The sequence below is a fragment of the Acinetobacter sp. ANC 4558 genome (genome assembly GCF_002135375.1).
In the GTDB taxonomy this organism is placed as follows: Bacteria; Pseudomonadota; Gammaproteobacteria; order Pseudomonadales; family Moraxellaceae; genus Acinetobacter.
On record NZ_NEGH01000004.1, the window covers coordinates 1 to 13,738 of the forward strand.

7 protein-coding genes and 1 pseudogene are annotated in these 13,738 nt (G+C 38.5%); 1 reads left to right on the forward strand and 7 read right to left on the reverse strand.

Annotated features, from left to right (window positions below):
- From B9T31_RS06145 to nagZ, 7 genes and pseudogenes are all read right to left on the reverse strand, one after another.
- Nucleotides 1-1,212, reverse strand: a pseudogene (locus B9T31_RS06145) (hypothetical protein); the annotation flags it as partial.
- Nucleotides 1,213-1,270: 58 nt separating this feature from the next.
- On the reverse strand, nucleotides 1,271-2,119 hold the full coding sequence (locus B9T31_RS06150) for an OmpA family protein (RefSeq protein ID WP_086181090.1): 849 nt from the start codon (nucleotides 2,117-2,119) through the stop codon (nucleotides 1,271-1,273).
- Between the two features lie 52 nt (nucleotides 2,120-2,171).
- On the reverse strand, nucleotides 2,172-4,439 hold the full coding sequence (locus tag B9T31_RS06155) for a YadA-like family protein (RefSeq protein WP_086181091.1): 2,268 nt from the start codon (nucleotides 4,437-4,439) through the stop codon (nucleotides 2,172-2,174).
- A 438-nt stretch (nucleotides 4,440-4,877) separates the two neighbouring features.
- On the reverse strand, nucleotides 4,878-7,016 hold the full coding sequence (pta, locus tag B9T31_RS06160; protein WP_086181092.1) for a phosphate acetyltransferase: 2,139 nt from the start codon (nucleotides 7,014-7,016) through the stop codon (nucleotides 4,878-4,880).
- Between the two features lie 54 nt (nucleotides 7,017-7,070).
- Entirely contained in the window at nucleotides 7,071-8,291 is a 1,221-nt protein-coding gene (locus tag B9T31_RS06165) for an acetate/propionate family kinase (RefSeq protein WP_086181093.1), read from the reverse strand.
- Nucleotides 8,292-8,663: 372 nt separating this feature from the next.
- Complete coding sequence (locus B9T31_RS06170) at nucleotides 8,664-9,929, reverse strand: glutamate-5-semialdehyde dehydrogenase (protein WP_086181313.1); 1,266 nt, start codon at nucleotides 9,927-9,929, stop codon at nucleotides 8,664-8,666.
- A gap of 195 nt (nucleotides 9,930-10,124) precedes the next feature.
- Nucleotides 10,125-11,153: a beta-N-acetylhexosaminidase gene (gene nagZ, locus B9T31_RS06175; RefSeq protein WP_086181094.1), complete on the reverse strand. Its 1,029-nt coding sequence runs from the start codon at nucleotides 11,151-11,153 to the stop codon at nucleotides 10,125-10,127.
- Between the two features lie 196 nt (nucleotides 11,154-11,349).
- Here nagZ and B9T31_RS06180 point away from each other — a divergent pair, with 196 nt between their 5' ends.
- Nucleotides 11,350-13,545 (forward strand): carboxy terminal-processing peptidase, encoded by a 2,196-nt coding sequence (locus B9T31_RS06180; RefSeq protein WP_086181095.1) that lies wholly within the window; start codon nucleotides 11,350-11,352, stop codon nucleotides 13,543-13,545.
- The last annotated feature ends 193 nt before the right edge of the window (nucleotides 13,546-13,738 follow it).

Sequence of the window (13,738 nt, forward strand, 5' to 3'; positions counted from 1 at the left end):
ATCACTTCCTAAAGCCACGGCACTATTATTCAGGGCTTGAGCTGAAGAACCTAGGGCAATACTATTTACACCCGATGCATTTGAGCTATCTCCAAATGCAATCGCACTTTCTTGAGCAGCACGGGCAGTTTGCCCAATTGCGATACTGTTCGTTGCATTAGAGAAGGAGCTATCTCCAAAAGCAATCGCACTATTTTTAGTTGCTCGAGCTGCTTGTCCAATAGCAATACTGTCTGTTGCACTCGCAATCGAACTATCACCAAGTGAAAACGCACTATTTTTAGTTGCTTGGGCAGAGTGACCAATAGAAATACTATTGGTTGCACTGGAAAGAGAATTATTACCTAAAGCGACTGCGCTATTGCTATTGGCTTTTGCTGATGATCCAATGGCTGTACTGTTAGAGGCGGTGGAGCTTGAACCATTTCCTAAGGCAACTGAACTTGCTTTAGTTGCTTGAGCAGAATGACCAATGGCAATACTATCTATACCGCTAGAATCAGAAGCTGTGCCGACCGCAAGTGAGTGGTTTCCAGAAGCATTTGCACCAGAAGCTGTATATTGATTATTACTACCTGAAGAAGAACCAAGCGCAAGGGCTCCGATACCAGAGGCATTCGCAGAATGACCTAATGCTATAGCCCGTGTTTGAGTTGCAGCACTGGTTGTACCAATTGCGAGTGCAGAATTTTCAAGAGCAACAGCTTCGCGACCTATGGCTGTTAAACCATTTCCATCGACATAAGAATTGTTACCGAGAATGACATTGTTATTGCCATTTGCATAGGAAGCATTACCGATTATGAGATGAGCACCACTATTAAATCCACTAGCTCCAGAAATTGTCGTAGCATGATTCTCCGTTGCTGTCGAGGAACCAATAACAATTGAACCCGCCACCAAGGATTTCGCATTATCACCAATAGCAATACCATAGGTGGTTGTATCTTGTTTTTGACGATTTGGAAGTGCTGGATTGTTCCAATAATGAATGATCAAATTTGTATTATTTACTGTTGCATTTTCAGTTGTAATACTTACCCCATTTCCAGTCGTTTGAATGGTTCGTTCAGCCCAAGCAGGTGAAGTCATTAAGCAAATACTTAAACTCAGTAATTTGAGTTTTAGTGGCGGATGTACTGTGCTTAAGTGCTTATAATATGTCGTATTATTAGGATGTTGAGAAGTCGTATTTTTAATTATTTTTGTCATCTTGATAACCTTTTTTAGGTTTATTAATCACTATATTATTCATTAGTATATTTTTGAGTTATCGTCGTACCCCTGAGATTTCTAATTCAATGCGACGGTCAGGCTGTAAACATAATTTTTGTTTTGATAAGTTTTTAATGTTCTGACAACCTTGTGTAACAGGCTGTGTCTTTCCAAAGCTTTGCACGGCAAGAATCTCATCGGGAACGCCTTGGCTGACTAAATATTGCTTCACGGTTTGTGCGCGTGCTAATCCCAGTTTATAGTTATATTGCTCACTGCCCAGACGGTCGGTAAACCCAGTTATTGCAATTGAACTAATATGACTATAATTTTGTTGCAGGGTAGAAATGAGCTGCTGTAGATTTTGTTCACCTGTTGGTAATAAGCTACTTAAACTTGAACCATTGAATTTAAATAAGATATCACCGTTCAATAAAACTTTTTCTGTGTTTACTGTCGGTTGAAGTATTGGTTGTTCAGCTTCTACGACCTTATGCACGGTAGGTGGTTGAGCGACAACAAAAGTTTCACAATCATTTCCTTTCCACGAAAGTCGTTCAGCAAGATATTGTTTATTAAAATCAATACGAAGTTGGCAACGCTTATATGTTTGTGTATTGGGCATCCGAATATCTAAAACATAATTCCATGTTCTTTCAAACAGAAGCCCTTCATTAAAATGAGGATTTCCTAAGAGTTGACGAAATTGATCTTTGGTTAATCCCGTATCAAGTCGAGCGACATCATTATATTCATAGCGATGAACTTGTTTTAAGTAGCTTTTTTGAATGTCTGGAAAACGTGAATTATGGTCATTTGTTTTTGCCTCAGCTGCAAATATATTTCCCGACAAGGTGATGGCATAGCTAAATATTAAACTTGGAATCAAGATTCTTTTTTTCATGATAAATATCCCCAATAGAATTAAATTATTTTTATTTTAAGTTTTATATTTTTTAATTAATGGCACCGCCAATACCTAAGCGTACACTTGGCTTACCTTCTGTTGCTCCTGCAACGCCAACGGTTGCAGACCAGCGTCCATTATCTGCTGTCTTTTTCAATGTCGCACCAAAACCGACTTCCGAAGAATGATATGCTGTTCCTAAAGCATAAGTCCATTTACCCGGAATATAAGGGGCTGGTTCTAAAGCCATTGCAGCCGCAATCCCCGCATTTGCACGTTTTGCTGTTTTATTGATGGCTTGTTGTAATCGTTTATCCTCATTGTCTAAGGCAAGAATTGCATCACCTACGGTATAGTATGAATTTCCTGCGACATTGAATGTTGGGCCTTTACCTGATTCGAAGTCTGAGCCTGCACCGATAATATTGTAAATGGTATCGCCTAAATGATAGAGCTGAGAACCATTGACTGCATCTTTAGAGCTTGATGAAATCGTACCATTCGCAACATTGGTAATTTTATTGCCACCTGCATTAATTCCATCTTGGTTAATGATGGTGTTACCCACATGAACTGAATTAAACGTAACATTTTTACTGGTTGCAACTTCATAGGTGGTGCTGCCATCGGCATTTAATGTTGGTGAAACYTCCATATTTAGTCCAGCAACTACTTTTGTTTTTGCAGCAGCAACAGCTTCATCAATGGTATCTTTACCCGTATTACCAATATTTGTGGCAGTAATGGTGCCATCCGCATGTAATGTTGCATCTCCGCCAATAATATTGACCATACTATTTGCAACATTACCAATGACATTATTGGTTGCATAGAGTTGGCTACCATTCACAGCATCTGTACTATTTTTAGAAATTTCACCAGATCCAACATGTTTAAGTTGGCGTTCCTCATTGGCATTCCCGAAAGAGACTTGCATGCCAGGATCGCTGACTTGTCCTGCATAATTACCAAAGGTGATTCCTTTTAGAGTTGTATTAACGATTTTGGTGGCATTGGTATCTGTTTTTGCATTGCTACCAATCGCTACGGCATTGGCTTTATTTGAAATGCTGCCTTGTCCAATGGCAACACTATTATTCGCACTAGCCGTTGCATCACTTCCTAAAGCCACGGCACTATCATTCAGGGCTTGAGCTGAAGAACCTAGGGCAATACTATTTACACCCGATGCATTTGAGCTATCTCCAAATGCAGCAGCACTTTCTTTAGAGGCATGAGCAGCTTGTCCAATGGCTACACTCTTGGCTGCATTGGCAATCGTATGGTCACCGATAGCCAATGCACTGACGTTGGTTGCTTGAGAGGATTGACCAATAGAGATACTTTTATTGGCATTCGATAAGGCATTGTCACCTAAAGCGATTGCACTTGTATTCGTTGCTTTAGCAGATTGCCCAATGGCAACACTATTGCTTGCACTAGAAAGTGAACTATCACCTACAGCAACTGCATTATTACCACTTGCTTTTGCTGCTTGTCCAATGGCAGTTGCATTGGCTGCACTGGCAATTGCACTATCACCGAATGCAAGGGCACTATTTTTAGTTGCTTGCGCGGAATGACCAATGGCAACGCTGTCTGTTCCGCTAGAAACAGAAGAGGTGCCTACGGCAAGTGAGTGGTCTCCAGAAGCATTCGCACCAGAATCTGTATAGTAATTACTCCCTCCTTCGGAGGAGCCAAAAGCAATAGCACCGACACCTGAAGCATTAGCAGATTGTCCGATGGCAATGGCTTTTTCCGCGGTTGCAGCGCTAGTTGTCCCGATTGCGAGTGCATTGTCATCAGATGCGACAGCTTCACGACCTATAGCGGTTGAGGCAATTCCATTGGCATAAGAATTATTTCCTATAATCGTATTGTGATTGCCATTTGCATAAGAATTAGTACCAATGACAACCGCTGAGCCTAAATTAGGGTTTGTATTATTAGGCGTGTTTGAATTTTGGCTTGTTGCAGTGGAATTTGTACCAACAACAATAGACCCTCTTGAAAGTGCTTCAGCATTATTGCCTATAGCGATTGCAGACGCATTCGTTATTCCGTGTTGTTTATTTGGTAGTGCAGGGTTGTCCCAATAAAATATATCAGCAGAGGTGTTATTTACAGTTGCATCTGAAGTTGCAATGCTTCCACCATTTCCCGATGTTTGAATGGTTCGTTCAGCCCATACAGATGAGGTCATTAAACAAATACTTAAACTCAGTAACTTGAGTTTTAAGGTCGATGATGTGGTCTGTAGGTGTGCATATTCCATATGATCATCAGAATGATCATTAAAATTTAGGTTTTTCATATAATGTGCCTTTATTAAAATTATATTTTATATTTGTGATTTATTTCTCAATAAATATTATTTTATAGGAGCTTACTTTTTGTTTTATAACATAATATATGTGTATATGGAACATATTACATGAGGGGAATTTTAAATAATTTTAATATAAATTATTTAAATCAAGCGGAATGTTTGTAACACTTAAAAGATTATTTATAGATCAATGAAAGTTTATGCTGATCATTCAAATTTAGATTGTATATATGCTTAAAATTAAGATAAATTTGAATTGACATGTTTGGAAAAATTCTGAGACAAGAGAAGAGATAAGCTTTCACTTTTGGGAGTTTCTAGATGAAGTCAATTAATTATATGAGCTTAATGAGGGGCAAGTGCTTTAAGTAAAACATCACCCAATAAAAGTATTGAGTGATGAGATTTTCATGTGAATCTAAATTATATTTCTTGTTGCGCAGATTGTATGGCAGTCAGTGCGATGGTAAAGACAATATCATCGACTAAAGCACCACGTGACAAGTCATTTACAGGTTTATTTAAGCCTTGCAACATTGGGCCAACGCTGACTACATTTGCAGCACGTTGAACTGCTTTATAGGTCGTATTTCCAGTATTTAAGTCTGGGAAAATAAATACATTGGCACGCCCAGCCACTTGAGAGTTTGGTGCTTTAGAACGTCCTACGCTTTCAACCGATGCAGCATCATATTGAAGTGGTCCATCAATCAGTAAATCTGGGCGACGTTCTTGTGCTATACGGGTTGCCTCAGCAACTTTTTCGACGTCAGCCCCAGCGCCAGATGTTCCTGTTGAATAGGAAATCATCGCAATACGAGGATCAATACCAAATGCTTTTGCAGAGTCAGCAGATTGAATTGCAATTTCTGCAAGTTGCTCTGCATTTGGATCTGGGTTGATTGCACAGTCACCATAGACATAAACTTCATCTGGTAAAAGCATAAAGAATATAGATGACACAAGAGAATATTCTGGTGCAGTTTTGATGAGCTGAAATGCAGGACGAACTGTATTTGCAGTGGTATGAATTGCACCAGAGACCAAACCATCCACTTGATCTAATGCGAGCATCATGGTGCCAAGTACAACTGTATCTTGAAGTTGTTCTTTTGCTTGTAATTCGCTGAGTTTTCCTTTGCGCAGTTCAACCATCTTAGCTATATATTGATCTCGAATTAAATTAGGATCCATAATTTCTAAATTGCTTGGTAAATCAATGCCACGTGCTTTTGCAACTTCAATGACAACAGCAGGTTTTGCTAACAAAATACAGTCTGCAATACCACGAGCTTGACAAATAGCAGCTGCTTGAATGGTCCGAGGCTCATCTCCTTCAGGGAGTACAATTCGTTTTTTTGCAGCAATTGATTTTTGCACAAGCTCATATCTAAATGCAGAAGGAGACAAGCGTAATTGATAGGTTCCATTGAGTAATTGCGTTAACCAATCTGGATTAATATGGCTAGATACAAAGCGTGTTACTTGAATGGCGCGCTCAGTATCATCTATTGGAATTTCATTACTCAAATTTGAAAGTTGCTGCGCAGCATCAAATGCATTTAAAGGCGTATATAGAACGGGTAATCCTTGTTTGATGACTGGCTGACAATATGTCAGTGTTGATGAGTTTTTGATCTCATGTTCGGTGAGCACGAGGCCTGCAAGCGGAATACCATTAGTACTGGCAACACTCGCTGCTAAAATGACATCACCACGGTCAGCGGAGCTGATAATCAGTTCACCCGCAATAAATTTGTCTAATTCATATTCAATATTTGATGTGATTAAGCTGCTGTGAAGTACACGACGTAAATTTGCTTCACCATGATGGAGCCATTCTGCTTGAATGTGTGTTGCAAGGTCTGAAACTCGTGGTACGCTTAGAGTATTACTAAACGGAACTAAACCAATCACGGGTAAAGTCGCTGTGCCAATATGACTATGCGTTTTTTGAATATCTTGAATAAATTGGTGAGTTTCATCAATTAGGCGTAAGCTTGGATCAAGTGTTACAGGAATTTGAGCAGATTCTTCAGAAAGTCCTTTGGTGCGCATAAATAAAACGCCAGCAAGACGCTCAGCCGAGTTGCTGTATTGACGTAGTTGACTTTCTACTTTTTCAGCAGTTGCTGAGGGTTGCTGAATATTTGCATTGCTGACAACAACGACTTTAGCATTAAGTGCTTTTGCTAAAGTGGCGTTCATTTCAGTTGCAAAAGAATCCCGACTGGTCGGAACAAGTCCTTCAACAATAATCACATCATGTGATTTTGAAATTTCACGATGTAGACGAACAGCATCTTCTAAGAGTTCATCACTTTGATCATTATTTAATTGGGCAATCAGTGACTCATAAGCAATTGGGGCAACAGTTTCATTTTGGAATAAATGTGAATATAACGTTGTTGTACGATCTGGATCTGCACTTTTATTGTCTTGAGAAAAAGGTTTTAGAAAGCCTGCTTTGATGCCTTGGCATTCTAATGCATAGATTAAGCCTAAACATGCAGAAGCTAAACCGACACTTTCACCAGTTGGAACTAATAAAATTGTTTTCATAATAAAATCTAAATCACATTGATGATGGTGTAATGACAAATAGACGAAGATTGCTTATGCAATCAACGCCTGTGCTTCAAGCTTTTTTTCAGATGTTTGATCAACCTCAGTTTGTACAACCTGAATGGTTTCTTTTGCAATGCGACCTTCTTCATCTGTCGGAACAACCCATATTTGAGGTCCTGTTCCAGCATCAATACGACCTTCAGTTCCACGCTTTAACTCATTATTTCTTTCTTTACTTAAGTTAAAACCAAAATGTGGAAGGTAGGACATTGTTTTTTCACGGATATATGCAGAATTTTCACCAATACCACCTGTGAAAAATAGACCATTAAGCTGTGGTAAACCACAACTTAGCGCTGCCAGAGATTTCGCTAAACGATAGCAGAATACTTCAATGGCCAATGTTGCATCTTCATTGCCTTGTTCAGATGCCTCAATGAGTGTACGCATATCATTTGAAAGATCTGATAGACCCAATAAACCAGATTGACTATTGAGCATTTTATCAATTTTATAAAGATCCCAGCCTAGATTATTAGCTAAAAAGCTATGGATACTAGGATCAACATCACCGCTTCGCGTACCCATGACCACACCTTCAAGTGGTGTTAAACCCATAGAGGTATCGATACTTTGACCATTCCAAATTGCACATGTTGAACTGCCATTACCTAAATGTGCAGTTAACCATCCACCTTGTTTGAAGCTTCCAGCAAGTTCTGAACCACGCTCTGAAACATAAGCATGGCTAGTGCCATGAAAACCATAGCGACGAACATTATGTTCAGTATATAAAAATTTGGGTAATGCATAGCGGTATGCGTGTGCAGGCATGGTTTGATGGAATGCTGTATCAAACACGGCAACTTGTGGTAATTCAGGGAATAGACGCATTGTTGCTTCAATACCCACTAAATGTGCCGGATTATGCAATGGGGCTAGTGGTGTTGCTTCGCGAATACGTTGCACAATTTCTGGGGTGAGTAATTCTGCTTTTGTTAATGTTCCACCATGAACAACACGGTGCCCAATCGCTTGAGGATTATAATGAGATAAACGTTCTAAAATTGTTTCTAAGGCTTTTTCATGATCTGCATTGGGTAAGGCTAGCTCCAAAGGTTGACCACCTACAGTGATTCCTTTAATGCGCGCTTCGGGAGAACCTAAGTTTTCTGCTAAACCAAAAATTCGGTCGTCTCGTTGATCTGAAATAAGCGCATATTTAATAGATGATGAGCCGCAGTTAATAACTAAGATAGATGTAGACACGTTGTTTTACCCGATTATAATTGAAATACTGTTCCCTGATTTTGATCAAAACCAACTCAGTAAGAGTCGTAATATTGATCATTATTTATGTTTTATCATGGGATTTTTATTCCTCCTAGATAGACTTTAGGAGATTAGACTTAAGCACAATTGGCGATTGTTATGATAATCACTAAAATTTATTGTTTGTAAAATCTCATTTCTTAATGAAATATCACATAAATTTTATTTGTGCACTTAGTTCTAAATTGAAGATAACATAACATTTAAAGAAGATAATGTTGTTTTTTATTATTCTATAAATTCCATCATGTTTTATAATGATTATTTAAACCAACTCAGCCCAATTTTAAACTGAGTTGGTGTAAGTCTTTACTGGCGAATTTGACCATCACCAAAAACAATCCATTTTTGAGATGTTAAACCTTCTAAACCCACTGGTCCACGTGCATGAATTTTATCGGTGGAAATACCAATTTCAGCACCTAAGCCATATTCAAAACCATCGGCAAAACGAGTAGATGCATTAATAATGACCGAGCTAGAATCTACACGTGCTAAAAATTGTCTTGCTAGACTCAAGTTTTCAGTCAAAATCGCATCGGTGTGATGTGAGCCATATTGGTTGATATGAGTAATCGCTTCATCCATACCAGCAACAACTTTGACAGCTAAGATTGGGCCTAAGTATTCTTCATACCAATCTTCTTCAGTTGCAGCTTTTACCTGTGCACCTAAAATACGCTGTGTGTTTGTACACCCACGAAGTTCAACTTGCTTATCAGCAAATGTTTGTATAACTAACGGTAAAAAAGAATCTGCAATTTTCTCATCAATTAATAAGGTTTCCATGGCATTACACACACCATAACGATGCGTTTTAGCATTCAACAAGATAGGGAGTGCTTTATCTAAGTCAGCTTGTGCTTCGACAAAAATATGACAATTACCATCTAAATGCTTAATGACGGGGATGTTGGCTTCACGCGTAATCAGTTCGATTAAGCCTTTTCCACCACGTGGAACAATAACATCGACATATTCAGATAAGGTGATAAGTTGACCAACTGCAGCACGATCTGTTGTTTGAATCACTTGCACACAGGTTTCAGGTAAATTTGCAACTTTTAAGCCATATTGAATCGCCTCAGCAATGGCTTTATTTGATTCAATTGCTTCTGAGCCGCCACGTAGAATAATGGCATTTCCAGATTTTAATGCTAATGATGCTGCTTCGAGTGTAACATTCGGGCGAGACTCATAAATCATGCCGACGACACCTAAAGGAACACGCATTTTTCCAAGTTGAATACCAGAAGGACGATAGGCTAAATCTGTAATTTCACCAATTGGGTCAATTAAACTAATGACATCTTTTAAGCCTTCAAGCATTGCTTCAAAGCGTTTGGGAGTAAGTTCTAAGCGATCAAGTAAAGCACTATCTAAATGGTTTTGATGTGCATTTTGCATATCAATTTGGTTAGCCGCTAATATCGCAGGTTCACTGCTTTGTAAAGCAGCATAAATTGCTGATAAAGCGTTGTTTTTTGTTTGGGTAGAAGCGCTTGCCAAAATACTAGACGCTTGGCGTGCTTGTTGTCCTACCGTTTGCATATATTGTTCAACTGACTCTTGCATAGCGGTTTGATCACTTAGTAATTTCACTGTTGATATTAACAGTCTCCTGACAGACAATGAAGCATCTCAGAAGAAAAAGCTTAAAATTTAGAAAAATGAGTTTTGGATTCAATGAACTTATTTTAAGAAAAAGATCTTCGTTTTGAATTAAAGGAATATTTAAATATTCCTTTAATCATGATTCATTAACCCGAATTAATTTGGTAGAGTTGAATTTCTAAACGCAGTGATCGTATCACGAACTTTTTGCCATTCAGCTCCTAAATTTAAATCTTCTCCAACACGAATATCTGGAATTTTTCCACGCATTTTCTCTAGGCGTTCTTGGTTTGGAAGTGGGAAGTCTGCTATCCCTGCTAAGGCAATCCGCTGTGCCTCACGATCATTACAAACCAGTCCCATATCACAACCAGCTTGCAATGCAGCACGGATCCGAGCATCAGCACCGCCTGCGACACAAGCGGCCTGCATACTTAAATCATCAGAAAATAAAACTCCATCGAACTGGAGATCTTGGCGTAAAACTTTTTGAATCCAAAAATTAGAAAAACCTGCAGGGTTTGGATCAACTTGATTGTAAATGACATGTGCTGGCATTAAGGCATCTAATTGTGATTGTAGTTGAATAAAGGTTTGCATATCTTTGGCATGAATCTCTGCATAGGCTCTAGAATCGATTGCTGCTGCAATATGTGAATCTGCTTTTACCGAGCCATGACCAGGAAAATGTTTACCCGTAGATGCCATACCCGCACGTTTCATTCCTTTTAAAAAAGCAGAAGCGAGAATAACAATATCATTTATATTTTGGGCGAAGCTTCGGTCGCCAATCACATCACTGACATCATTTAGATCGAGAACAGGTGCAAAGCTAAAATCAATACCTACTGCTAAAACTTCAATGGCCATCAGCCAACCACATTGTTCAGCGAATTCTAATGCCTTTTGAGGTTCTGAAAGATAGAGTTCACCAAAGCGACCCATTGCAGGTAAAAGTGTAAATCCTTGCTTTAAGCGTTGAACGCGCCCACCTTCTTGATCGACAGCAATTAAAATTTCTGGACGAATATGTCGCATATGATTCGTTAATGTACGAACTTGTTGCACCGATTCAATATTTCGACCAAATAAAATTACGCCGCCTACTTGCGGAGCTTGTAATAGTTCAATATCTTCTTGAGTAAGTTGTGTGCCAGCGATGTCAAGCATCAATGCGCCAATCATATTTGTGCCCGTGTTCGAATTTTTACTGAAAGACAATAACCGAATTCTGCAATGATTTGCTACATTTTGACAGCATAGAATATGATAAAACTAGTATTATTCATTCCAAGAAGTTGTTTAAGCTTTGAAAATGTTATAGTTCATAGTGAAAAACAATATTTAGATTGGTTCAAAACCAAGGAACAAAGTATCTTTTATGAAACTTCAAACAATCGCTTGCGCCGTTGCCATTGCTACTGGTGGTTTTTTCTTTACTCATACTATTAATGAAGCTATTGCTGCCAATAATACAGTTACAGCACAGAACAAAGCTATTATTCCAACACAAGAACAAGCGCTCGTTTCTCGACAGCTTGCAACATTAGTCGACCGCCAGCATTATTTAAATCAGCGCTTAGATGCGGAGACATCTAATCGAATTTTAGATTTTTATTTAGATAGCTTAGATCCAGATCATAATTTATTTTTAGCGCCAGAAGTTGCACTTTATAAAAAACAATACGGTTCTAATTTTGGCATAGCATTGAAAGCTGGGGATCTGACAGGACCTTATGCCATTCATGAACAGTATCGAAATCGCTTGAAGCAGTTTTATGAGTATATGCTGGCGGAATTGAAAAAACCTCAGAATCTAAATCAACCGAATGTGATTTTAGATACAGATCGTGAGAAAGCGCCTTATTTTGCAACCAAGGCAGAACAGCAAGCGCATTGGAATAAAATATTAATTTCACAATTAATTAATTTGAATATTAATAAAGAAGAAGAGCTCGCTAAACAAAAAGCATTAAAAGAAAATCCAGAATTGGCGAATGGGCAAGATTTAGTGAGCCCTGAAGATTTAACACCCGTTCAAACCTTAACAAAGCGTTATACACGCCAATTAGAACGAATTAAGCGTATTAAAAGTGATGATGTTTTAGATAAAACATTAAATGCGATGACCTTAACCTATGATCCACATAGTAATTACTTTCCACCTGTCGATGCGATGGAGTTAAACCGCCAAACGACTTTGCAACTTGAAGGTATTGGAGTTTCCATTCGCCCTGAACGAGGGAATGAAGATTATACGAAAATTGAAACCATTGTTGAGGGTGGACCTGCAAGTAAATCTGGTCAGATTAAATCTGGAGACCGTATTGTTGGTGTTGCTCAAGATGGCGAAAAAATGGTGGATGTCATTGGTTGGTCAAGTAATGAGATTGTTGGGCTCATCCGTGGTAAACGAGGAACCAAAGTTACTCTAAGACTCTTAGGTTCTGGTGCCGCAATGAATCAAGCACGTGTGGTTACTTTAACACGTGACATTATTCAAGAAGAAGATGCAGGCGTTCGTACACGGACCGTTGATATTACACGTAATGGTAAACAATACACATATGGTGTCATTGAAATTCCATCATTTTATTTAAATTATCGAGCGCGTCGTGCAGGGACGGAATATCGCTCTGTTTCTGAAGATACCAATAATGCATTAAAAGAATTATCTGCTAAAAATGTAGATGGCATTATTGTCGATTTAAGAAATAACCCTGGTGGCTCACTTGAAGAAGTATCACGTATGTTGGGGCAAGTGATTAAATCTGGACCAGTGGTACAAATTCGTGATGGCAATGGCAATGTCAGTATCTTTGAGGATACAGATGGAGGCGCACAAACCTATGCAGGACCGTTAGCTGTATTGATAAATTTAGCCTCTGCATCTGCAAGTGAAATTTATTCGGCTGCAATTCAAGACTATGAACGCGGAATTGTGATTGGTAGCACGACAACTGGTAAAGGTACCGCACAAGTTCAATTAGATAATTTAGCATATGGTCAAGCTACATTAACCCAACGTAAGTTTTATCGTATTACTGGGGGAAGTACACAGAATAAAGGTGTGATTCCAGATATTAAACTTGTTGATATCTATAATGAAGATTTCGGTGAACGCAAGGCTAAAAATGCATTGATATGGGATACGATTCCAACAGCCCCGTTTAAACGAGAAGGTGAGGTGAAAAAATATATACCTCAATTAAGTGGGAATTCACTTGAAAGAACTGCGGTTGATCCACAGTTTAAATATTTAGAACAACGTAAAAATATTTCCAAAGAAGCGAATGATAAAAAACAGATGGTGTTAGATATTAATCATCGTCGCGCTGAAATTATAGCTTTAGAACAACAAAGCTTAAAGTCTGAAAATGAACGTCGAGCTGCAACTGGTCTGAAACCATTTCCAAATTGGGAAAGTTATCAAGCATCACTAGAAGCATTAGCAGAATCTCGCGCAAAAATGAAAGCAGCACAACGTCCTGCATTACCAGAGGAAGAGGTTTTTGTGACTGAAGCTGCGAATATTTTATATGATCATCATCAATTACAAGATAAAAGCGTGAAATAATCTGCTTTAATTCAGGGAGTAATGCTTTATTCGAAGCATTGCTCCTTAGTTTTTAAGAGGGTTGTGGTAGAAACATATATAATAAAAATAATGTATTTTTATCATTGACCTTAATTTAAATGTGTACCATTCTTAACCAATGAAATGTACACTTAATTAACTCTCTGTTTTATTAAGTAAAAATCATGTAATT